Origin of the sequence: Arthrobacter sp. ISL-65, assembly GCF_018613795.1 — a bacterium.
GTDB lineage: Bacteria > Actinomycetota > Actinomycetes > Actinomycetales > Micrococcaceae > Arthrobacter.
This window is the reverse complement of record NZ_JAGGPN010000011.1, coordinates 55,907-78,574: the sequence shown is the minus strand read 5'-3', so window position 1 is coordinate 78,574 and position 22,668 is coordinate 55,907. Positions and strand designations below refer to the sequence as shown.

The 22,668-nt window shown below is 66.9% G+C and carries 23 protein-coding genes; 8 read left to right on the top strand and 15 right to left on the bottom strand.

The window, feature by feature from the left end:
- Positions 1-83: 83 nt before the first annotated feature.
- Positions 84-686, bottom strand: coding sequence for a TetR/AcrR family transcriptional regulator (locus J7I85_RS05235; RefSeq protein WP_214847571.1), 603 nt, complete (start codon positions 684-686; stop codon positions 84-86).
- Between the two features lie 104 nt (positions 687-790).
- Here J7I85_RS05235 and J7I85_RS05230 point away from each other — a divergent pair, with 104 nt between their 5' ends.
- Positions 791-1,087, top strand: coding sequence for a hypothetical protein (locus J7I85_RS05230; RefSeq protein WP_214847569.1), 297 nt, complete (start codon positions 791-793; stop codon positions 1,085-1,087).
- Positions 1,088-1,195: 108 nt separating this feature from the next.
- Here the strand turns inward: J7I85_RS05230 and J7I85_RS05225 are convergent, their stop codons facing one another.
- From J7I85_RS05225 to J7I85_RS05170, 12 genes are all read right to left on the bottom strand, one after another.
- Complete coding sequence (locus J7I85_RS05225) at positions 1,196-1,402, bottom strand: hypothetical protein (protein WP_214847568.1); 207 nt, start codon at positions 1,400-1,402, stop codon at positions 1,196-1,198.
- Between the two features lie 14 nt (positions 1,403-1,416).
- Positions 1,417-2,919, bottom strand: a complete 1,503-nt coding sequence (locus J7I85_RS05220) for an HNH endonuclease signature motif containing protein (protein ID WP_214847566.1) — start codon at positions 2,917-2,919, stop codon at positions 1,417-1,419.
- Positions 2,920-3,107: 188 nt separating this feature from the next.
- Complete coding sequence (locus J7I85_RS05215) at positions 3,108-3,602, bottom strand: MarR family winged helix-turn-helix transcriptional regulator (protein WP_214847563.1); 495 nt, start codon at positions 3,600-3,602, stop codon at positions 3,108-3,110.
- A complete protein-coding gene (locus J7I85_RS05210; RefSeq protein WP_374102438.1) occupies positions 3,599-4,645 on the bottom strand; it encodes a calcium:proton antiporter in 1,047 nt (348 codons plus the stop codon). Before J7I85_RS05210 ends, J7I85_RS05215 begins: the two co-directional genes overlap by 4 nt.
- A 124-nt stretch (positions 4,646-4,769) precedes the next feature.
- Entirely contained in the window at positions 4,770-5,072 is a 303-nt protein-coding gene (locus J7I85_RS05205; RefSeq protein WP_003802821.1) for a DUF4193 domain-containing protein, read from the bottom strand.
- Between the two features lie 108 nt (positions 5,073-5,180).
- Positions 5,181-5,390 carry a hypothetical protein gene (locus J7I85_RS05200; RefSeq protein ID WP_214847561.1) on the bottom strand — a complete coding sequence of 70 codons (210 nt, stop codon included), beginning with the start codon at positions 5,388-5,390 and terminating at the stop codon, positions 5,181-5,183.
- Between the two features lie 255 nt (positions 5,391-5,645).
- On the bottom strand, positions 5,646-6,299 hold the full coding sequence (locus tag J7I85_RS05195) for an IclR family transcriptional regulator (RefSeq protein WP_214847559.1): 654 nt from the start codon (positions 6,297-6,299) through the stop codon (positions 5,646-5,648).
- Positions 6,300-6,321: 22 nt separating this feature from the next.
- A complete protein-coding gene (locus tag J7I85_RS05190) occupies positions 6,322-8,043 on the bottom strand; it encodes a thiamine pyrophosphate-binding protein (protein WP_214847557.1) in 1,722 nt (573 codons plus the stop codon).
- A 33-nt stretch (positions 8,044-8,076) separates the two neighbouring features.
- Positions 8,077-8,613, bottom strand: a complete 537-nt coding sequence (locus J7I85_RS05185; RefSeq protein ID WP_214847555.1) for a gamma carbonic anhydrase family protein — start codon at positions 8,611-8,613, stop codon at positions 8,077-8,079.
- A 12-nt stretch (positions 8,614-8,625) separates the two neighbouring features.
- Entirely contained in the window at positions 8,626-10,059 is a 1,434-nt protein-coding gene (locus J7I85_RS05180; RefSeq protein ID WP_251023957.1) for a 2-hydroxycarboxylate transporter family protein, read from the bottom strand.
- A gap of 74 nt (positions 10,060-10,133) precedes the next feature.
- Positions 10,134-11,009, bottom strand: coding sequence for a hydroxymethylglutaryl-CoA lyase (locus J7I85_RS05175; protein ID WP_214847553.1), 876 nt, complete (start codon positions 11,007-11,009; stop codon positions 10,134-10,136).
- A gap of 2 nt (positions 11,010-11,011) precedes the next feature.
- Entirely contained in the window at positions 11,012-12,247 is a 1,236-nt protein-coding gene (locus tag J7I85_RS05170) for a CaiB/BaiF CoA-transferase family protein (RefSeq protein WP_214847552.1), read from the bottom strand.
- 165 nt (positions 12,248-12,412) lie between these two features.
- On the opposite strand from J7I85_RS05170, the gene J7I85_RS05165 reads away from it, so the two are divergent.
- On the top strand, positions 12,413-13,150 hold the full coding sequence (locus J7I85_RS05165; RefSeq protein WP_214847550.1) for a lytic transglycosylase domain-containing protein: 738 nt from the start codon (positions 12,413-12,415) through the stop codon (positions 13,148-13,150).
- Positions 13,151-13,229: 79 nt separating this feature from the next.
- Here J7I85_RS05165 and J7I85_RS05160 read toward each other — a convergent pair whose 3' ends face one another.
- Positions 13,230-14,519, bottom strand: a complete 1,290-nt coding sequence (locus J7I85_RS05160) for an ammonium transporter (protein ID WP_214847548.1) — start codon at positions 14,517-14,519, stop codon at positions 13,230-13,232.
- A 275-nt stretch (positions 14,520-14,794) separates the two neighbouring features.
- Between J7I85_RS05160 and glnT the strand changes: the two genes are divergently transcribed.
- Genes glnT through J7I85_RS05130 form a run of 6 tightly spaced genes read left to right on the top strand, consistent with a single transcriptional unit; the run spans position 14,795 to position 21,124 of the window.
- Positions 14,795-16,168, top strand: a complete 1,374-nt coding sequence (gene glnT, locus J7I85_RS05155) for a type III glutamate--ammonia ligase (RefSeq protein WP_214847545.1) — start codon at positions 14,795-14,797, stop codon at positions 16,166-16,168.
- A gap of 42 nt (positions 16,169-16,210) precedes the next feature.
- Positions 16,211-17,119, top strand: a complete 909-nt coding sequence (locus J7I85_RS05150; protein ID WP_214847543.1) for a glutamine amidotransferase — start codon at positions 16,211-16,213, stop codon at positions 17,117-17,119.
- The gene (locus J7I85_RS05145; RefSeq protein ID WP_214847541.1) at positions 17,107-17,838 is read left to right on the top strand and encodes a protein glxC; all 732 of its coding nucleotides are present in this window, start codon (positions 17,107-17,109) and stop codon (positions 17,836-17,838) included. The genes J7I85_RS05150 and J7I85_RS05145 overlap by 13 nt, the downstream gene beginning before the upstream one ends.
- Before the next feature lie 12 nt (positions 17,839-17,850).
- Positions 17,851-19,215, top strand: a complete 1,365-nt coding sequence (locus J7I85_RS05140; RefSeq protein ID WP_214847539.1) for an FMN-binding glutamate synthase family protein — start codon at positions 17,851-17,853, stop codon at positions 19,213-19,215.
- The gene (locus tag J7I85_RS05135; protein ID WP_214847537.1) at positions 19,215-20,504 is read left to right on the top strand and encodes an allantoate amidohydrolase; all 1,290 of its coding nucleotides are present in this window, start codon (positions 19,215-19,217) and stop codon (positions 20,502-20,504) included. Before J7I85_RS05140 ends, J7I85_RS05135 begins: the two co-directional genes overlap by 1 nt.
- Complete coding sequence (locus J7I85_RS05130; RefSeq protein WP_214847535.1) at positions 20,504-21,124, top strand: XRE family transcriptional regulator; 621 nt, start codon at positions 20,504-20,506, stop codon at positions 21,122-21,124. Before J7I85_RS05135 ends, J7I85_RS05130 begins: the two co-directional genes overlap by 1 nt.
- Positions 21,125-21,135: 11 nt before the next feature.
- On the opposite strand, the gene J7I85_RS05125 is transcribed toward J7I85_RS05130, so the two are convergent.
- Positions 21,136-22,524 carry an APC family permease gene (locus J7I85_RS05125; RefSeq protein ID WP_214847533.1) on the bottom strand — a complete coding sequence of 463 codons (1,389 nt, stop codon included), beginning with the start codon at positions 22,522-22,524 and terminating at the stop codon, positions 21,136-21,138.
- Positions 22,525-22,668 lie beyond the last annotated feature (144 nt).

Genomic DNA, 22,668 nt, shown 5'->3' with positions numbered 1-22,668 from the left:
TCACCGGGGCCGGCCGCGGATGCGGCCGGCCCCGAAGATCTACAACCAGGCGCTAAACCGCCGTCGAACTCGTCTGGAAAAAACTATTCTGGCAAGCTCTTGGGCCGGTGGTCGGCAATTAGTCCGCTGGCCATGTGCCGGGCGCGGCGGGCGGACAGCTTGTCGCCTTCGGCGGCGGCAATGATCGAGCCCTTCATGAGGATGTGCCAGGAGAGGGCGAAGGCCTCGGAGTCCTCCAGTCCCGCTTCCTCGGCCAGGAGCCGCACCTGTTGGCGGATCCTGCCCAGGTACCCGATGCTCGCCTGTCCCAGGGGATGCCCGGGCCCCATCTCCAGCAGCACCTTTACGAAGGAACACGCTTCGAAGTCATCGTCCTGGAACCACTGGTCGTAAACGTCGAAGATGGCCAGCAACTGGTCTTCAGGGTTATCGGCCCTGCTTCGGGCTTCCGGTACCACCGATCCGAGCATCCACAGCTCGTCGCGGCGCTTCAGAAAGGCCAGCGCCACATCGTCCTTTGACGGGAAATGCCGGTAGAACGTCGCCTTGGCGACGCCCGAGGCGCGGATCAGCTCGTCTACCCCGACGTCGCGGATCCCGCGGTGGGCAAACAGTCTGTAAGCGGTGACCACAATACGGGTGCGGACGTCATCAGGATCTTCAAGGTTGTCTGCGACTGTCCTCATGCCAGCAAATTCTACCTTTCGCAGGCAATTTTCTGCCGGGCACCGCCGTCGGACTCTGACTGAGAAATTTTTTGTACAGGTACCGCAGGTTTGGTCCCGTGCGCGTGGCGATCATCTGGTTCGCTCTGACCGCGGCCGCCGTCTACTCCCTTGGGGCACACCTTGCCGCTGATCGCCACGTGCGTTCTGGTCTTCGCTGCCGGGGTGTTCCTCTTCAGCGCGCAGACCAGGGTGTTCGCCGCCGGCAACCAGAGTTGGGTTTCGGCATCTTTACCGTGGCCGCGCTGGTGGCCACCGTGACGCTGCTGGTGTTGAAGCTGGTCCTGGCGCGCACCGCGCCGCCGGTGCAGGCGAAGGACGACGCCGGCGCGAGCCGGCTGGACGTCGTCGACGCCGGCTAACTGTGGACTACTGAGCAACGCCGACTAGCTGGAGCCACCCTACGGCGGCGTCCGACCGGTGTCGTCAAAGGGACCGGGGCAGGTGTGGTGGCCCATTTGCCCCGTCATTCACAACGGCTTGTTCACGTCGCTTTCCGCCTCCGGGTCCTCGGCCTCCCCATAGTGGGTGGCAGCAGCGAGCCCGGCCACTTGCTGATCCGCGTTGGTCTGGCCCGGAGGCAGCCTCTTCCCCTCGCCGTCTTGTGCCTGCTGGTCAGCGCCGGGCTGGCGCAAGGGCAGGGCCGGGCCGTGGACCCAGTCGTAACGATCCGGCACAAGGCGCCATTCCCCTAAAAAGGCGGAGGTTCGGGTGCGGTGGCGTGATCCGGTGGTTTCAGTGTTGGTTCCGGTGGCTCGATTGGGTGGCCGGGCATGCCGAAATGTGCTGGTTCGGTAACGTAGGCCCGTCCCAGCGGTGAATGCCAGCTGAGGTTACCCGCGCCGGAGTGCGTGTAGGTCCACGCGCCGATGGACTTCAGTGCATGGTGTCTTCGGCAGAGCATTGCCAGGTTGCCAGCGTCGGTGGTGCCGCCGTCCTGCCATTCGATGGTGTGGTCGGGTTCGCAGGTGGTAGCCCGGCGGGTGCATCCCGGGAAGCGGCAGGTCCCGTCCCGGCAATTGAGGTACCGGCGAAGCGCCTGCGGTGGACGGTAGGCTGCGCGGCCCACGCCCAGGGCCTGGCCGGTGGTGCAGTCTGTGAAGAGCCGCTGCCATGTGGGCGCCAAGACAGCCAGGCGCCGGGCCGTGGCAGCATCGATTGGGCCGTAGCCCTGGAGCTCAGCCAGTTCGAGCTCAGCTGTTCCAAGTGACCCTGCTTGGAGCTCAGCCGTTTCCAGTTCACTGGAGAGCGCCTCGGACCAATCGACGCCGTCACCGAGGACCTGTCCGACGGGAATGGTCACCACAACCTCGGCACGGAACGCGCCGGACTCTGGTTCATCTGATGCGCCCAAGAAACGGTAGGTGAATGCATCGGCGCGCAACTCCGACAGAGTGTGGTGATCGGGAGCAGTGCCGGCCGCAGGAACGTCTCCGGGTTCTGCAGCCCGTGCGCCGGCCTGCCGTGCATCGTGGTCGAGCCCATTGAAAATCGCGAGCCCGATTTCCGCTGTCAGGCGTGCGGTGAGGGTGCACATGCCGTCGGGTTCGGCCGAGAACCAGACGCCGCGCTCACGCTGGGCAGCCTCTTTGCGGGCCTCGAGGCTTTCGGGGTGAAGGCGCTCGCGCAGCCGCCGCAGGCACGTCCGCAATTCGGCTGGGGTGCGGAGGCGGCCTAGCCGCGTCCGAGTGCGTCGCAGGGCAACCCGCGAGAATTTTTCGGCCTGTTCGGCGGGGATGGATCGGGCCTGGTCGAGGATGATCCGGGCATGCGCTTCGGAGATCTCCCCGTCCTGGACCGCCTCGAGGACCTCCCAATGGGACGCCGCCAGATCCGCCGCATCATTCAACCAGCGGGCTGCTGTACCTTCCGAGAGGGCAGAGGCGGTGGACACTTCACTGACGGCCAGCGCATGGGCTTCCTCCCCGCCGAACCGTACCGGCTGGTTCTCTTGGCGCCGGGGAGATTCTTCGCCGATCGCGTCTTCGACCCGGGCCAGGGCGCGCAGTTTCATGGCGGTTGCCCAGGCGATGAGCCGGTCGGACGACTCCACCAGACCCAGAGCCTCGGCGGCTGTGAGGAAGGAGGGGAGCGGAAAGCTCACCGAGCCGGCCAGAAGCGAATCCTCCCGGTCCGTGAAGGCGACAGCCGGAACCCAGGTCTCGTCATCAGTGACGAACGCCTGGACTTCCATGTTCTTCCCTCCTCTGGACACGTGCTGGCCTCTCCATTTCCGGACACTTTCAGACTAGGCGGAGGGTGCGACATTTTAGAGGCGGCCATGGTCCTGGCCGCAAGTGCCCGTTCGCGCGTGGTGGCGGGGCCTCAAGTGTCCGTTCGCGTTGAGGTTGGTTCGCGGGGGAAGCGAGGCCTCAAATGTGCCTAGGCCGTTGCTTCGTCTTCCACGATCGGGTCAGCCTGCAGCGTGTGATCGATCTGGGCGGATTCGATGAGCTGCGTCATGGCAAGGTGGATGTCCTCCGCCTGGGCGCGGGTGAGGCCGAGCTTGGCGAGCATGGTGCCGGGCACGCCCATTGCTTTGTCGCGGAGCGCCGCTCCTTCGGGGGTCAGGCCGACGGCAAGGGACCGTTCATCGCCGGGAACGCGGCGGCGGGTGACATATCCCAACGCTTCGAGCCGCTTGAGCAGCGGGGACAGGGTGGCCGGGACCAGGAGGAGTGCGTCGCTGATTTCCTTGACGGAACGCGGGCTCTTCTCCCACAGTGCGAGCATCACCAGGTACTGCGGGTGGGTCAGGTTCAGCTCCTGCAGCACGGGCCGGTAGGCGCCGATGACGGTGCGCGAGGCGACAGCCAGAGCGAAGCAGAGCTGCCGCTCGAGCAGGAGGTCTTCGTCGCTCCCTGAAGGGGAAGTCATGAAGCCATGATATCGAAGTGCCTACGGGAACATGGCGAGGAAGAGGAACGCGGCGAACAGACCAGATGGATAGCTCCCTGCAGTCGGGTGGCGCGGCCGGGCACAACAGTGAGCGTTCCCACGATGACAGTCAGCAGGAACAGGACTATCTGCGTGCCGCCGAGCCCCAGCGTCAGCGGTCCCGGCAGCCAGATGCTGGCTACGGCGATGGCGGGAATCGTCAGGCCGATGCTGGCTATAGCGGAGCCGTATGCCAGGTTGAGGCTGATCTGGATCCTGTTCCGGGAAGCGGCCCGGGAGGCGGCGAGGCCCTCCGGCAGCAGCACCAGGAGCGCGATGATCACGCCCACGAAGGACTCCGGGATTCCGGCACGGCTGACGCCCGCTTCGATCACCGGGGATACCGTTTTGGCCAGTCCGACGACGGCGATCAGCGCCGCGCACAGCAACGCCAGACTTGTGTAGGTGGCCCGGTTGGTGGGCGTGGGGCCATGCAGGCTGTCGTCGCCGTCCCCTGGGGACAGGACAGGAAGGAAAAAGTGGCGGTGGCGGACAGTCTGGGTCAGCACAAACACGCCGTAAAGCGACAACGAAGCCACGGCCGCGAAGCCCAGCTGCAGCGGAGAAAACTCAGGTCCTGGCCGCGACGACGTGAAGGTCGGCAGGACCAGCGTCAGGGTAGCCAGCGTGGTGACCACGGCCAGGGCGGCACCCGCTCCCTCCGGGTTGAACCGTGGGATGCCATACCTGCGGGCGCCCACGAGCAGGGCGATCCCGACGATGCCGTTGGCCGTGATCATGACGGCGGCGAAGACGGTGTCCCGCGCCAGCGAATGGCTCCCCTCGCCTCCGGATGCGATCAAGGTAACGATGAGCGCCACTTCGATGACGGTAACGGCAACCGCAAGCACGAGCGATCCGAAAGGCTCGCCGACGCGCTCGGCCACCACTTCGGCGTGATGCACCGCCGCCAGGACGGCTCCCACCAGAACCACCGCGATGGCGGTGGCCAGTACCGGCCCGGGAGAAACTCCCCACGTCACGGCCAGCACGATCAGCCGACGACGGGAACGACGCCGGTCCAAGACGATCCGAGCCGGGCCAGCACAGCGATATCTTCTCAGTGCTGGCCCTGGAGTACTAGCCTCCAGTACTAGCCCTCCAGTACTAGCCCTCACACTCCGAGCAGTATTTCTTGCCGTCCTTTTCCCGCGCGAGCTGGCTGCGGTGGTGGACCAGGAAGCAGGACATACAGGTGAACTCGTCCTCCTGCACCGGAACAACCTGGATCAGCAGCTCTTCGTGCGACAGGTCGGCGCCGGGAAGGTCGATGCCTTCGGCGGTATCGGCCTCTTCGACATCAAGCAGGGCAGTCTGGGATCCGCCCTGCCGGGACTGGATGGCCTCCAGTGATTCGTTGGCCGGCTGGTCCTCTTGGGCCACGCGAGGGGCGTCGTAGTCAGTTGCCATGGTTTTTACTCCTTCGGCTGAGCGCCGGTCGGCGCACATTCGCAGGGGTCAACGAGCGGGCGCCGTCAGGTATTCCCGGATACCGGGGATGGTTAAGGTCCCCACAGTTTAGAGGATGATTTCGCGGGTCGTGCCGAACGGAACCTGGTCGGAAAGCGTGGCGGTGTAGCTTCCGGGCCTGTTGCGCGTGACGATGATGCCGTGGGTCCCGGTGAGCATGGCCTCTTCCTGCAGGTTCTTGACGGCGGCATCGAGCCTCTCGTCCAGGATCTGGCGGTCATTTACATGGATATCGATGGTCTTGGTGGTGCTGGGCATAGTTGTCCTTTGGGCTGTTCAAAGTTCCGGGCTGTTCAGATTTTTGGGCCGCTCACGAGGCGGTAGGGCGCTCCGGGATCTCTGCGTACGCAGTGCCGGCCGGATGCCATATATGCGGGCCTGTAGGCCGCTGGTGCACCGCCCCCACGGGCTCTGATGGAAGCCTGTCCACGCGTACGGTTCGCGTGCGTCATGTCGGTGCTCTGCGTAAAAGTAGACCGTGAGCCCAAAACTTTGTCAAGACATGCGGATCCCCTAGCCCCCTTCCCGCACGGCCTCCTGGATCCGCCGTGCCGCCTGCACGACGACGGCGCCGTGGTCCTGGCCCGGCGAGCCGGTGACCCGGGCAAGGGGCATGGCGAGGCAGACGGCGGCGATGATTCCTTCCTCTGTCTGCACGGGCGCACTGATGGACCCGAGGCCCGGCGTGCGGGACCCGACCGATTCGATCCAGCCCGCCGAGGCCAGCTCCGCCAGCACCTCTTCGTCGCCGGCGAGGAGCCGGCCGCTGGAGCCGGCGGGCAGGGGGAGCCGCGAACCCGGCGGCAGGGTGGCGCGCAGTTCGTGCCGGCTGTCCGCGCTGAGGAGGCAGACCCTTTCGTCCCCCCGCCGGACCCAGAGTTGCGCGGACTCTCCGGTGAGGTCGCGGAGCTCGTGGAGCACAGGGAGGGCGGCGTTCTCCAGGGCCGAACGGACGAACCGCTGCCCGAGCCGGAAGATGCCGCCCTCGGTGCGGCGCAGGAAACCGAAGTCGACCATCTGCAGGGCCAGCCGGTGTGCAGTGGACAGCGACAGGCCGGTCCGCCGCGACAGCTCGCTGGCTGAAACGGCTGACCGGCCCACTGCGTCGAGGATCGCGGCGGCACGCTCCAGCGTGCGGTTGGTTCCGTTCTGTTCAGTAGGCGGCATGGGGCCAGCTTATGACGTCGGCTCAGCCCTTGGCGGCAAGGGACTCCGCCATGAACTCAGCAATCACCTTCTGCGATATGGCCACGTCCAGAACAAACACGCCGTCGTCGTTCGTGGCCAGCCAGCTCTCGAGCTGCCCCAGGTCGGCAAGGGTGTGGGCCTTGATTCCGTCGGCACCCAGGGCGCGTCCGACGGCGGCAAAGTCCACTTCGTCGATCAGCATCGCCTGGTCGTGCAGCCCCTTTGCTGCGTACTGGTGCAGTTCCGCACCGTACGCCGAGTCATTGAGCACGACGACGACACCCTTGCGGGTGGCCCGGAGGAACGTCTCGAAGTCGGACAGCCCCATCAGGCCGCCGCCGTCGCCGCTGACCAGGACGGTGGTGCGTTCCGGTCGGGCAACAGAGACACCCGCGGCGGAACCGAACCCGAGCCCGATGGACTGGAAGGCGGTCCCCACCAGGACCATGGCGTGCGGGTCCGGGACGGACAGGTACATCGGCGCCCAGCCGATGAAGTGCCCGCCGTCCATGACCACGGAGCGTTCGGCCGGCAGGATTGGGTCCAGGGCGGCGACCACGGCACGCGGGTTGAGTCGGCCGTCCGGCCCGAACTCCACAGGGTCCTCCACCGGGCTGGACGAACGGAAATCCGCTCCCGACACTTCGGGGACAACATCCCGCCAGGTTGGTGATGCTGAGGCCGGCACCCTTTCCAACAGTCCCTCAGCGAACGGCAGGATGTCCGCCCGGACGTATTCGGCGCCGGCGTTCTGCCCGGTGTCGGGTTCGTTATCGAGGCGGATGATCCTGGCGTTTGCCGGGAACAGCGTCCCGTAGCGGGTCTGGAAAGTGTTGAGGCTTGCTCCGACCACCAGGACGAGGTCCGCCTGGCGTGCGACGTCGAGGCGGTGGCTGCGGGTGAAGCCGCCGGCGATGCCAAGGTCCCACACACTGCCGAAGGCGTTGGCGGCCATCACCGAGGTCATGAAGAGGGCGCCGAGCCGGTCGCCCACTTCCCGCAGCGGTGCGGTTGCACCGGCCAGGAGCACGCCGCGCCCGGCCAGGATGAGCGGCCGCTGCGCCGAGGTGAGCAGTTCCGCCACCCTGTCCAGCTCGTGAGCTGCCGCCGGCCACGCGGGCTTGGCCGGAAGGGGTTCCAGCGGCACCGGGGCCTGCAGGGGAGCGGTGGCGAGGTCGTAAGGAATGGCGAGCACCACCGGCTGGACGGTCTGCAGCGCGAGATCGAAGGCTCGGTGGGTCACTGCGGCGGCATTGTCCGGGCGAGCCACGAGCGTGGTGACGCCGGCGGCTTCGGCCGCCTTGGCCTGGTCGATGTCGAACGGCCGGCGGCAGCTGGCCGGGGCATCTCCGACGACGAACACCAGCGGGATGCGGGCCAGCCGGGCTTCGGCAAGAGCGGTGTAGGCGTTGGTGAAGCCGGCGCCGTAGGTAGTGGTGGCTGCGGCCACGCCTCCGGTGGCGCGGTGGTACGCGTCGGCCATGGCAACGGTCGCGGCTTCGTGGCGGGCCGACGTGAACGGGAAGCCGCGGCGGGTGAGCCGGCTGATGAGGTGGGCGTTGCCGTTGCCCATCAGCCCGAACAGGTGTCCTGCGCGCTCGGCCAGGACGTCCGCGACGGCCGCAGAGACGTGGCCCTCATCAGGGAGCAGGTCGGGGAGGGCGGCGGCCTGCCCGTCGGGAAGTGCATTGGCTGGACGGAAAGTGGTGGAAGCGGTGGTCATTGGCTCTCCTTGCGTTCGTGGGGTGGGAATTGGTCAGGCCGGCAGCGCCACCGTAGTGGCGTCCCGGTGCCTCAGGGCAAGAGTGGCGTACGTTACGGCGTTCTGCCGGCAATGCTCGATCTCCTCCGGGGTGAGTGGCCGGCGTACCTTGGCCGGTACGCCAGCCACGAGTGAGCCTGGCGGCACCTCGGTGCCCTCGAGGACCAGCGCGTTGGCCGCCACCAGGGAGCCGGCGCCGATGATGGCGCCGTTCAGGACCGTGGCATTCATGCCGATGAGTGCCCCGTCGCCCACCGTGCAGCCATGAAGCACCGCGCTGTGCCCTACGCTGACGTGGTTGCCCACGCGTGCCGGGTAGCCGGGGTCGGCGTGGACTACGGCGGTGTCCTGAATATTGCTGCCCTCGCCAACGCTGATGTCCTCCATGTCCGCCCGGATGACGGCGCCGTAGAAGATCCCCGTGCCCGCCCCGATGGTGGCGGATCCGACGACCGTGGCGGTGGGCGCAACCCACGCGTCGCCGGTGATCTGGGGGGAGCGGCCGTCGACGGCCAGGATGTTGTCAGTCACGATGGACCTTTCTTAGGTCAGGAAGGGAACGATCAGCGACGTCACGAACAGGACGAGCGCGCCGCCGAGGCGGTTGGTGAGGGCCGCGAACGGCATGAGGTGCATGCGGTTCGCCGCGCTCAGCACGGAGACGTCGCCGCTGCCGCCGGTGTCCGCCATGACCAGCCCGGGCGTGATGGAGGCTTCGACGAAGTTGAACTTCACGAGCCACCCGAGAACGCCGGAGGTCAGGGTCGCGATGACGACGGTGCAGATGGTGAGGAGGATGAACAGGGGATTGCTCAGCGAGGCGAGGACATCGGTGATGTCGATGTAGGTCAGGCTGACGCCCACCAGGAGGGCGGGAACCAGGACGGCGCCGATCAGGTCGCCCCAGTCCGCTGTGGAGTCCTCCACATCCTGCGGGAGCAGCCCGAAGATTTTGACGGCGGCTGCCGCGATGATGGCCCAGGCGTAGGGGTGCAGGCCGGGGAGGAAGGCGGCCATCAGGTTGCCGAAGACGAAGAGGCTGCCGGCGATGAGAAGGCCCTTTCCGAGGGCGATGAACGAGGACGCGTCCCGCTTGGGCGGCAGCGTGAGCTCATCGGAGCGGCCCTTGATCCGCATGAGCTGGCCGTGGCCGTTGAAGCCGACGAAGAGCTGCTTCTTGCGCTTGCCTAGGCCGTTGTAGATGCCGGCGATGAGGATGCACACAACGTTGGCCATGACGACGGCGGACATCAGGTCGCCCATGAAGGTGGCGGAGTCGCCGCCGGTGGCCGAGGCGTACATCTCGGACATGGGCAGGGCCCCGACGCCCAGGCCGCCGGCCATGATGGGCGCGGCGACAAAGAGGATGCCTTCGATGAACCCGAAGCCTGTGAGGGCCGCGATGAGCCCGACCAGGACGAAGGTGGCGATGAGGCAACCCACGACGGGTACCGCAAAGCGCGGTCCTGCCTTCAGCAGGAGCGCACGGGGCATGCCGAGAATGGAGCCGGCGATGATGCCGACGACGAAGAAGTCCAGGAATCCGTGTCCGTCGATGAAGTTCTGCACCACCGTGACGAGGTTTTCCGGCATCAGACCGAGGAAAGCCAGCGTGGCGGGAGCGAAGGTACAAAGGATTGTTGGTAGCCCGAAGTCGCGGACCACCGGGAACAGGTTGCCGATCCAGATGAAGAGTCCGCCGAGCAGGATGGTGGTGGCGAAGCCGACCACCATGGTGTCCGGGAGGTTGCCCGTGATCGCCGCTGCAAGGACCAGCCCGGCGAGGACGAGGTAGAGCGGGGCCGGAAGGCTGGCGATCTTGAGCCCCAGCCGGCCGGGGTAGTGTGTGCCAGGCCGGGGACCCGCGGTGCGGGCCACAGGCTGCTCGATGCCGCCGGCGGGGCCGGGGCCGGTCTCGCTCATGCGCTGGTCCGTAGGTTCGTTGGTGAGGTCCGTGGTACGTGAATTTGTAGACATCATTGTCCCCAAAACGTTTGGAGGGAAGACCGCCAGGGCGGCCTGTGGACGGGAGTTGAACGGTGAAAAGGGGGTCAGCGGGCGGGGTCGAGAACGCCTGCTGCCGGGGAATGGGCGACGACGTCGCGGGCGAGCCGTACAGCTTCGGCGAGGCGATCCTCGTCGATGCCGGTCTGGTGTCCTGCATCGTGCAGGTGCCGGACAAGCTCCTCCGTGGCGATGTTGCCGTGCGCCCCGGGGGCGAACGGGCAGCCGCCGTACCCGCCGAGGGCGGCATCGAAACGGACGACGCCGGTCTCCACCGCTGCGCTCGCGGTGGCCAGTGCCTGGCTGTTCGCGTTATGCAGGTGGAGGTAATACGTGAGGCCCGGCTCGGCCCCGCGGACGTGGTGCAGGCTGGCCATCACCTGTTCGGTGGGCGTGGTGCCGAGCGTGTCCGCGAGCCCGACGTCGGTGATGCCCATGTCCTTGAAGGCGCGGACCACCCGCAGCAGGTAGGTGGGGTCGATTGCGCCCTCGAAGGGGCAGGTGAAGGCGGTGGAGATGCCGGCGAAGAACCGGATTTTTGGGAACTCGGCCACGGCCGCGCCGAGGCCCGCCAGTGCGTCCTCGATGGCTTGGCCTGCGTTGGCGTTGCTGTGCGCCTGGCTTGCGGAGGTGACCACCTGGATGTCGGTGGCCCCGGCGTCGACAGCCCGCTGGATGCCGCGGCCGTTGAGCGCCAGGCTGGTGTACGTGACCCCCGGAGCTGCCGGCAGCGACGCGACTACCTCGGCGGCGTCGGCCATCTGCGGCACCCGCTTGGGGTTCACGAAGGAGGCGACCTCGATGCGCCTCAGCCCGGCGTCGACGAGTGCCCCGGCGATCTCCAGCTTGTGTGCCGTGGAGACGATGACAGGCTCGTCCTGGAGTCCGTCCCGCAGGAAGACGTCAGTGATTTCGACCTTCATGTTCAGCGCACCTCCTGCAGCCCGAGGCCGGCGATCTCGTCGGCGTCCATACCGGCGAGCTCCTGCAGGACCTCGGCGGTGTGCTGGCCCAGATCGGGGCCGACCCATTTGACCCGGCCCTCGTGGCCCGGGATCTTCGGCACGACGCCGGGGAAACGGATCAGCTCGGGCTCGCCCTCGATGACCACCTCGTGGGTCTGGATCATGTCGCGGGCCAGGTAGTGGCGGTCGACGGCGATGCTGGGGGCGTCGTAGACGGGGCCAGCCGGCACGCCGGCGTCGTCCAGCTTGTCGAGAACGTCAGTAAGTGGCATGCTGCCGGTCCAAACGGAGATGGCGCCGTTGAGCTCTTCCTCGCGGGCGCCGCGCGCCTCGGTGGCCAGGAGACTTTCGTCCTCAGCGAGGTCGTCGCGGCCGATGGCCTTCATCAGCCGGACGAAGACGGAGTTGGAGTTGCCGCCGATCACTACCTCAAGCCCGTCACCGCAGAGGTAGGAGCCGGTAGGTACGACGCCGGGCAACGCACCGCCCGTGCGCTGCCGGATCATGCCGTAGGCGTCATAGTCCGGGACAAGGGACTCGAGCAAGCTGAAGACCCCTTCGTAAAGAGCGACGTCGACAACCTGGGAAGTTCCCGTCTGCAGTCCGCGGGCCTTCTGCAGCATGAGCATCAGGGCCCCGATGACCCCGTACAGCCCGGCGACGGTGTCGCCCATGCTGGCCGCCGCGCGGCCGGCGGGGCGGTCGGGTTCGCCGGTGATGTAGCGCAGTCCGGCAAACGACTCAGCGGAGCTGCCAAAGCCGGCACGGTTCTTGTACGGTCCGGTCTGGCCGTAACCGGAGATCCGGACCATGACTACCTCGGGGTTGAGTTCCTGCAGCACGTCCGGGCCGAGGCCCCACTTCTCCAGGGTGCCGGGGCGGAAGTTCTCGATGACCACGTCGCACTGGGCAGCGATCTTCTTGACCGCCTCGCGGCCCGCCTCGGAGCGGAGGTCCAGGGCCACGGACTTCTTGTTGCGGCCGATGGTGCGGAACAGCATGGAGGTGGTGCCGCGGGTCTTGCGCCAGTCGCGCAGTTCGTCGCCCCCCTGTGGCTTTTCGATCTTGATGACCTCCGCGCCGAAGTCACCGAAGAGGCGGGCGGCGAACGGGGCCGCGATGAAGCTGCCCAGCTCGAGCACGCGGATGCCGCGGAGGGGGAGGGCGTTGCCCTCGATGTGTAGTTCGTCAGTCATGTCATTCCTGCCTGCGCTTCTGGCGCCGAGTTTCCCACTCTGTGGGAAGTGCTTGTCATTAGGCGGAGAAACGATAGCAGGGCAGTGTGATGTGCGCAACAGGATCGTGACGCCTCTGTGAGCCGGGTGGGCAAATCGCGGGCGTCCGCCGGGTTAGGCTGTTCCGTGCTTCGTATGAAACGCCTCGCGGTTCTCAGCCTTTTCGCGTTCTGCGCCATCACCGCGGGCGCGTTCTGGCTCCTGGGCATCGGAATGCCTACGGCCCAACCGGCTCCGCCACAGGCGGCGGGGAAGTTCGTGCCGCTGGCAAGTGGCAGTAAGCATGCCGTTAACATCACTACGACCGTTGAGCCGGGCTGGTTGGCCCGGACCGCTGCGCAGACTGGAATTCCTGCACGGGCACTTCGGGCGTACGTTGCCGCGGCCGGCATGGCGAATGACGATGCGCCGGCGTGCGGGATCGGCTGGAACACGGTAGCCGCCGTCGGGTTTGTCGAATCCGCGCACGGCGCCCTCGGCGGAGGCCGTCTCACGGCTTCGGGAGACGTGAGCGGTGGTCCGATCGTCGGCCCCGGCCTCAACGGCGACGGCTTCGCCGCCATTGCCGACACGGACGCCGGCGTGCTCGACGGCGACGCCCGCTGGGATCGCGCCGTCGGACCCATGCAGTTCATTCCCTCCACGTGGAAGCTGGCGGGGCGGGACGCCAACGGTGACGGGGTGGCCGATCCGCACAATATCGACGACGCCGCCCTGAGCGCGGCGGGCTACCTGTGCGCCGGCGGCCGGGACCTCACCACCGATCAGGGCTGGACCGATGCCATCTGGTCCTACAACCAGTCCGAGGCCTACCTGGCGCAAGTGGGCGAGCAGGCTGTTGAGTACGCGGAGCAGGCGGGGTAGCCCGGCATGAAGCCGGCGCACACGTAGGGCCTGACACTGTCCGTGCCAGACCCTGCGTGGGCGTTGGACCCGGTACTTCTCAGACCCGGTGCGGGGAGCCGAGTTCCACGGGTTCCTCATCCATCAGGTACGCGGATTCGGAGTGGGCGGCGATGTCGATGCCGCGGAGTTCGGCGGCCTCATCGATGCGGAGGCCAACGGTGATGTCGATTGCCTTGGCGATGACCCAGGTGACGGCAAAGGAATAAGCAAGCACGGCCACGGTTGCGACCGTCTGGATGCCGAGCAGGTCAAACCCTCCGCCGTAGAAGAGCCAGTTGACCTTGTTCGGGGCGGCATCCGTGGCGAAGAGCCCGATCAGCAGGGTTCCAATGATGCCGCCGATGAGGTGCACGCCGACGACGTCGAGGGAGTCGTCGAACCCGAGCCGGAACTTCAGCTCGATGGCCAGCGAGCAGGCGGCCCCAGCGATGAGTCCGATGGCCAGTGCGCCGAGCGGACTCACTGCCCCGCACGCCGGGGTGATGGCCACGAGGGCCGAAATCAGTCCGGAAGCGGCGCCCATGCTGCTGGCGCTGCCCAGCCTGATGCGTTCCACGAGGGCCCAGGCGAGCAGGCCGGCGGCCCCGGCCACGGCGGTGTTCAGGAAGACCACCGACGCCGAGTGCCCGGCGGTAAGCGCGGAGCCGGCGTTGAAGCCGAACCAGCCTGCCCACAGCAGTCCTGCTCCCACCAGCACCAGCGGGCGGCTGTGCGGCTTGACGTGCTCGCTCTTGGGCCAGCCCGCGCTGCGTCCCAGGACCAGTGCGAGGGCGAGGGCTGCGATTCCGGCGTTCATGTGCACGGCCGTGCCGCCGGCGAAGTCGACCGCCTTGAGGTTGTTGACGATCCAGCCACCGGTCACGGAACCGTCCGCTGAGCTGAAGGCGAAAACCCAGTGGGCCACCGGGAAGTAGACCAGTGTTGCCCACAGGGCGGCGAAGGTCATCCACGCCCCGAACTTCATCCGGCCGGCCGCGGCTCCGGCGATGATGGCGGTGGTGATTCCGGCGAAGAACAGCTGGAAGGCGGCGAAAAGCGCCGGCGGTATCGCGGCGTCGGGATCCTCGGCCAGCAGCTGGCCCAGGCCGAGGTACTCGGTGACGTCGCCGATGAGTCCGGCTCCGCCGAGCGAATTGCCGAAGACCATCGAGTAGCCGAATACTGCCCAGAGGACAGCGACGACGCTCACGCCGCCGAAGCACATCATCATCATGTTCAGGATCCGGCGGGAACCCACCATGCCCCCGTAGAACAGGGCAAGCGCGGGGATCATCATGCACACCAGGGCACTCGCTGCGAGAATCCAGGCAACATCTCCAGAATTCATGGAAGCTCCAATCAGGGACGGAAGTGGCCTGCGCGGCCATTGAAGGTGGGTGCTTCCGAGCGGGAAGCGGCAATGCGGCTGGTCACCGACGTGAAACCATGATTCATCTCAGTGAACGTCGGTGGGTTTCGCCGGGGTTAACTTCGCGTTGCGATCGCCGCCTCCGTGCGCCTTTCAGATTTAACAAACCGAGCGCACTTTTGTAACATCGTTTTGGCTACTGTGGTTCAACAAGTTTTCACCGCAGTAACACCGAATCGAACAGGACAGTTCCGATGACAAGCCTCGCAACACCTGAAGTAGCAACGGAGCCCGCCGCTTTGCTGGAAGCCGGGCGGATCGCCCTGGCGGACATCGCCAAGGCCCACGATGTCCGCTTTCTGCTGGCCACTTTCGTGGACATGACGGGCAAGCCGTGCGCCAAGCTGGTGCCGGTCGAAGCCGCCGACGAACTCGAGGCCGGCGCCATGGGATTCGCCGGCTACGCTGCCGGCCTCATCGGCCAGAAGCCGCAGGATTCAGACCTCATTGCCGTTCCCGACCTGGCGTCCTTCACCCCCGTGCCGTTCATCAAAGAGGGCCTGGCTCTGATCCACTGCGATCCCTATGTCGGCGGCAAGCCCTGGCCTTACGCGCCGCGCGTCATCCTCAAGAACACCCTCGCCCGCCTGGCTGAAAAGGGGATGCAGGCCAAGATCGGCGCCGAGGTGGAATACTTCCTCGTCAACAAGAACGCCGACGGCACCCTCAGCACCGCCGACACCCGCGACGACTCGCCCCGGCCCTGCTATGACGCGCGGGGCGTCACCCGCATGTATGAGCACCTCACCTCGATCTCAATGGCCATGAACAGCCTGGGCTGGGGCAACTACGCCAGCGACCACGAGGACGCCGCCGGCCAGTTCGAACAGAACTTCAACTACGCCGACGCGCTGACAACAGCCGACCGTGTGGTCTCCCTGCGCTACATCCTGAACATCCTCGCCGAACAGCGCGGCATGACGGCCACCTTCATGCCCAAGCCCTTCACCGACCGCACCGGCACGGGCCTGCACTTCCACCTGTCCCTGTGGTCAGGCGCGGACGCCCTCTTCCCCGGGGACGACGGCGATCGCGGCCTTGGGTTGTCAGAGCTCGCTTACTCCTTTATCGGCGGCCTCCTCGAGCACGCCCCGGCGCTCCAGGCTTTCCTGGCCCCGACGGTTAACTCCTACAAGCGCAGCGGTGCCACCACCAGTTCCTCCGGGGCAACGTGGTCACCCCGGAAGGCCTCCTTCGGAGGCAACGACCGCACCCACATGGTCCGCGTGCCGGACGAAAAGCGGATCGAGCTGCGCTCGGGGGACGGCTCGGCCAACCCCTACCTCGCCATCGCCACCGCCATCGAGGCCGGGTTGGACGGCATCAGCAGGGAAACGGACCCGGGAGCCCCTTCCGGTCCGGGCGAAGCGCGGCCCGATGCCCACCTGCTGCCTGCAACGCTCCTTCACGCCGTCGAAGCCCTGCGCCGGGACCCCGTCATCCTCTCCAGCCTCAGTGGCGACGAGTCGATCGGCCACTACTACGCCGACGCCAAGGAAGAGGAGTTCCTGACCTGGCACAACCAGGTGAGCGACTGGGAGATCCGTACCTACCTGACCTCGATCTGACCTGGCCCCGAACCAAGAACCCACCTAGCAAAGGACCCTGAAATGTGCGGAATCGCCGCGCTGCAGCTGCGCAACCCCCTGCTGCATTCCCAAATGGGCAGCCTCCTGTCCTCGATGATGTGCCAGATCGTGGATCGCGGCCCGGACTCGGCCGGCCTCGCCGTCTACGACACCCCGGGCCTCGTTTCCGGCAACACCTCCACGCTCAGCCTGCTGGGCAAGGAGCAGGGACTGCCGACGGCGGGAATCGCCGCGGCGCTGGAAAACCTGCTGCCCGCCTCCGCTGGAACGGCAGTGAAAGTGGTGGGTGATACTACCTTCGTCAGCTCCGCCGTCGACACCGAGCTGCTCGCGAAGGCGGTCAGCGAGACCCTCCCCGACTCCACCATCATCGGCCGCGGTGAGCACGTTGCCGTGATGAAGAGCGTGGGCCATCCGATGGACATCGCCGCAGAGCATGGGCTGGAGGCCATGTCCGGCAGCCAGGGCCTGTCCCACACCCGGATGGCCACGGAGTCGGCCGTCACCGCCGGCGGATCCCACCCGTTCTCCGTTGCTGATGACCTGTGCCTGGTCCACAACGGCTCGTTCTCCAACCACGCCACCATCCGGCGGGACCTGCTGCGCGAAGGCGTGGTGTTCGACTCCGACAACGACACCGAGGTGGGCGCCCGCTACATCGCCTCCCGCCTGAAGCAGGGCGACACCCTGGAGGAGGCCCTGACCAATCTGGGCAAGGTCTTTGACGGCTTCTACACGCTCGTCGTCACCACCGCAGACAGCATGGCAGTGGTCCGCGACCCCATCGCCTGCAAGCCGGCCATCATCGCCGAAACCGACGACTACGTGGCCATGGCCTCGGAATACCGCGCCCTGGCATCCCTGCCCGGCATCGAAACAGCCCGCATCTTTGAACCGGAACCCGGAAAGGTCTACACATGGTCACTCTGATCGAAACCCAGACACAGGATTACGCCACAGTCACCGACGAGGTTTCCACCCTCGTGGACCTCGCCGACAGCCCGGTCCGCGACCTCAACCAGGCTCTGCACGGCGCGGCCGACGGGCAGTCCTGGACCGTCGAAAACCCGGGCGGAAAGCACAGCCTCGCCGTCGGCATCAATGCCGCGGCGTCTGTCACCATCAACGGCCATGCCGGCTACTACGCAGCCGGGATGCACCAAAAAGGCGAGGTGACCGTCAACGGCAATGCCGGCGTCGGACTCGCCGAGAACATCATGTCCGGCAAGGTCCATGTGAAAGGTGACGCCTCCCAGTCGGCCGCGGCCACCGGCCACGGCGGACTCGTGGTCATCGACGGCAACGCCGGAGCCCGCTGCGGGATCTCGATGAAGGGCGTGGACATTGTGGTGGGCGGGAACATCGGCCACATGTCCGCCTTCATGGCTCAGGCCGGCCGGCTCGTGGTCTGCGGGGACGCCGGGGATGCCCTCGGCGACTCCATCTACGAGGCCCGCATCTATGTGAAGGGAACCGTTGCCTCCCTGGGCGCGGACTGCATCGAGAAGCCGACGAAGGCCGAGCACCTGGCGGAGCTGGCCGGGCTGCTTGCCGCCGCCGGCCGCGCCGACAACCCCACGGAGTTCAAGCGCTACGGCTCGGCACGGAACCTTTACCACTTCAGCGTCCACAACTCGACGTCTTACTAGAAGGACAACGCCATGACCATCACCTCCCTGACCCCGGGCGCTCCGGCCGCCTTCCCCGCACGGCAGGTCGAAGAACTGGGCCTGCGCGAATCGGCCACGTTCGACCGCGCCACCATCGCCGACATCCAGCGCGCAGCCGCCACCGGCGTCTACGATATCCGCGGCTGGGGAGCCAAGCGCAAGGTCCCGCACTTCGATGACCTGCTGTTCCTCGGCGCCTCCATGTCCCGCTACCCGCTGGAGGGCTACCGCGAAAAGTGCGATACCGACGTCGTTCTCGGTGACCGCTACGCCTCCAAGCCGCTTCACCTGGAGACGCCGGTGACCATCGCCGGCATGAGCTTCGGCGCCCTGTCCGCCAACGCCAAGGAGGCCCTGGGCCGCGGCGCCAGCGAGGTGGGGACCTCCACCACCACCGGCGACGGCGGCATGACCCCCGAGGAGCGCGGCCAGTCCAAGCACCTCGTGTACCAGTACCTGCCCTCCCGCTACGGGATGAACCCGGACGATCTGCGGAAAGCCGACGCAATCGAAGTGGTTCTGGGCCAGGGCGCCAAGCCCGGCGGCGGCGGCATGCTGCTTGGCCAGAAGATCACCGAACGCGTGGCCGGCATGCGTACCCTGCCGGTCGGCATCGACCAGCGTTCCGCCAGCCGCCACCCGGACTGGACCGGGCCGGACGACCTGGAGATCAAGATCGGCGAGCTTCGCGAAATCACCGACTGGAAGACGCCCATCTACGTCAAGATCGGCGCGTCCCGGCCTTACTACGACACCGCCCTGGCCGTGAAGGCCGGAGCCGACGTCGTCGTCGTCGATGGCATGCAGGGCGGCACCGCCGCGACGCAGCAGGTCTTCATCGAAAACGTCGGGATCCCCACGCTGGCGGCCATCCCGCAGGCCGTCCAGGCGCTGCAGGAACTCGGCCTGCACCGCAAGGTCCAGCTCATCGTCTCCGGCGGCATCCGCACCGGGGCCGACGTCGCCAAGGCCATGGCCCTCGGTGCCGACGCGGTGGCCATCGGCACGGCGGCGCTGATTGCGCTGGGCGACAACGACCCCCGGTACGCCGCGGAATATGCGGCCATGGGATCGGCGGCCGGCTACTACGACGACTTCCAGGACGGCCGGGATCCCGCCGGCATCACCACGCAGGACCCGGAACTCTCGTCCCGGCTGGACCCCATCGCGGGCGGCCGCCGCCTGGCCAACTACCTGCGCGTCCTGACCATGGAAGCCCAGACCATCGCCCGGGCCTGCGGAAAGTCGCACCTGCGCAACCTCGAGCCGGAGGACCTGGTGGCCCTCACCATCGAGGCGTCGGCCATGGCCCGGGTTCCGCTCGCCGGCACCAGCTGGATCCCCGGAGCGAAGTAATGCCGGGATCCACCGCAACCGTTACCGTGACCGACACGGTGGCCGGGCTTCTGCGGGACATTTCCGACGTCGGCACCGACGCCGCCCGCGGCGGCTACTCCAGGCCGGTGTTCTCCTCCGCCGAAGCCGAGCTCCGGAGCTGGTTCACGGAGCAGGCCGAACGGCGCGGACTGGATGTCCGCACGGACGGGAACGGCATCATCTGGGCGTGGTGGGACACGTCGACCGGAACTCGCCGCGACGCCGTCGTTACCGGCAGTCACCTTGACTCGGTGCCCGGCGGCGGCGAGTACGACGGACCGCTGGGCGTTGCGTCCGCGCTCGTGGCCGTCGACATCCTGAAAAACCGCGGGTTCCGTCCACGGCGCCCGCTGGCTATCGCCGTCTTCCCGGAGGAGGAGGGCTCGCGCTTCGGGGTCGCCTGCATGGGGTCACGGCTGCTCACCGGCGCTTTGGACCCGAACACGGCCCGCAACCTGAAGGACGCGGATGGCAACACGTACGCAGATGTCGCCGCCGCGAACGGACAGGACCCACGGTTCATTGGTGCCGACCACAAAACGCTCAGCCAATTGGGCATGTTCGTGGAGCTGCACGTCGAGCAGGGGAGGGGGCTGGCCGATCTCGGCCGGCCGGTGGCCATCGGCTCCTCGATCCTGGGCCACGGCAGGTGGAAACTGTCGGTACACGGCCAAGGCAACCACGCCGGGACCACCCTCATGAAGGACCGCAGGGATCCCATGATCGCCGCGGCCAAGATCATGATCGGTATCCGGGACACCGCCGCGAAGTACCGGGACGCGCGGGCCACCGTGGGCCGGCTCCAGCCCGTGCCCGGCGGGACAAACGTCATCGCCTCCCGCGCCGACATGTGGATCGACGTCCGGCATCCGCGTGACGAGGTCACCGCGGCCCTGGTGGAATCCATCCACCTCAATGCCCAGGTAATGGCGGCGGAGGAAAACTGCACCGTGACGTTCGGCGTCGAATCCCTCAGCGCCACAGTGCACTTCGACGCCGGCCTGCGTGACCGGCTCAAGGCGATGCTCCCGGAAGCGCCGGTGCTGGACACCGGGGCGGGCCACGACGCTGGCGTGCTGGCAGGGCACCTTCCCACGGCCATGCTGTTCGTGCGGAACCCGACCGGGATATCGCATTCGCCCGAGGAATTGGTGGAGGATGCCGACGCCGAGGCAGGTGCGGCGGCGCTGGCTGATGCCCTCGCGGGCCTGCTGGGAGCGGCCAGGGTGCTCGGATCCGACCTGCAAGCTCCGCCTATGATGGCTTGATGACCGATCAGGCTGGCGAAGCGAGGGACATGCACCCGGAGAACACCGACGACGGCGCGGCCGGCAAGCTGGAGCGGATCATCGCCGGCCAGGTCCGCCATTACCGGACCGCTCATGGGCTCTCCGCGTCGGAGCTGGCTTCACGGACAGGCATGTCCAAGGCGATGATCTCCAAGATCGAAACCGCCAGCACGTCCTGTTCCCTGACCACACTGCAGCGCCTGGCGGACGGGCTGAAAATTCCGGTCACGGCGCTGTTCCGCGGCGCGGACACGGACCGGGACGCCACCTTCACCAAGAACGGCCAAGGCAGCCTGACGGTGCGCAGCGGAACCCAGCACGGGCATGAATACCGGGTACTGGGGACCCTTAAGGGCCGGACCGACGCCCTCGAGCCGACGCTGGTGACACTGACCGACGCGTCCGACGTCTTCCCGCTGTTCCAGCACCCCGGCACTGAGTTCATCTACATGCTCGCCGGCAAAATGATCTACGGCCACGGCGCATATGAATACACCATGGAACCCGGTGACTCCCTGCTCCTGGACGGCGAAGGCCCGCACGGTCCGCTGGAGCTGCTGGACCTGCCCATCCGGTTCCTGGCTGTCGCCGCCAAGTAGGGTTCCCTCAGTCAGGCCTCCTCGAGCTGCAGATGTGGCGTTGGGCGGCGGAACCCGCGGGTGAGGCAGGCCAGGTAGACGAGACCCAGTGCTGCCCACGAGAGGCCAAGCGAGAACGAGAGCCCGCTCAGGCTGGTCCAGAGCCACAGTGTCAGCACGAAGCCGACTCCCGGGAGCAGGAGGTTGTGCAGCAGGCCCTTGGCTCCGCGGTTCTTCTCGTCGATGAAGTAGTGCTTGATGACGGACAGGTTGACCACCGAGAAGGCGACGAGGGCCCCGAAACTGATCAGCGAGGACACGGTCGTCAGGTCGAGGATCAGGGCCAGTAGCGATATTCCCGACGTGACGATGATCGGAACCACAGGCGTGCCCCACCGCGGATGGAGGCGGCCGAAGACCGCGGGCAGTACGCGGCCGCGGCCCATCGAGTAGATGATTCGCGAAACCGAGGCCTGCGAAGTCAGCGCCGATCCGAGGCTTCCGGCAATGTACGCGGCGGTGAAAAACGCAACCAGGACGTTACCGCCGGCGGCCCCTACCACTTCGATAGCCGCGGCGTCCGTATTGGTGAAGGTGCCGACGGGAAGCAGGAGGTGACTGACATAGGCCAGCCCCAGGAAGATGAGCCCGGCCAGGACGGTGGTCAGCATGATGGCCCGCGGAATGCTCCGCCGCGGGTTCTTTGCCTCCTCCGCAAAGGTTGAGACGGCATCAAATCCCAGGTAGGACAGGCACAGGATCGCGGACCCCGCCAGGATCGGTGAGAAGCCTTCGGCGCCGTCGACCCCGGTGAAGGGGGCAAGGAGGTCCAGCTTTCCCGCTCCCGAGACGGAGGCCCAGGCGAGACCGACGAACAGCACAATGAAGAGAGCCTGGAGCCCCACCACCACGAAGTTTGCCCTGGCCACAGCCGTGATCCCGAGGATGTTCAGTGCGGTCACGGCTGCGATGGATACGACCATGAACAGCCATGCCGGGACGGCCGGGAAGGCGGCATTCAGGTAGATGCCGATGAGCAGGTAGTTGATCATCGGCAGGAGCAGATAGTCCAGCAGCAGGGACCAGCCGGCCATGAAGCCAAGGCCGGCGCCGAATGACCTTGTGGCGTAGGTGTAGGCGGATCCTGCGAACGGAAAGGCCTGGGCCATCCGGCCGTAGGACCGGGCGGTGAAGAGCATGACCACCAGGGCGGCGGCGTAGGCCGCGGAGAGGCGCCCGCCCGTCAGTTCGACGACGATGCCGTAGGTGCTGAATATGGTGAGGGGCACCATGTAGACCAGGCCCAGGAGAACCAGGGAGGGCACGCCAAGCACCCGGCGCCAGCCGTTGCCCGCCCTTCCGGCCTCGCTTGCCGGCCGGCTACCGTCCGTGGGGGTCTGCGTGTCAGAGGCTGAGCTCATGGGATTCCTAAGCGTTGAGGCCGCCGCAGCCGGCGGCGGGAAGGGCATGAGAACAAGCAGAAGCCCGCTCATGGACACCGCAGGTGCAGGGACGTTGGGGCTTACCCGAGTCCCGGTCCGTGGTGCCGGATAAATGAATGAAGT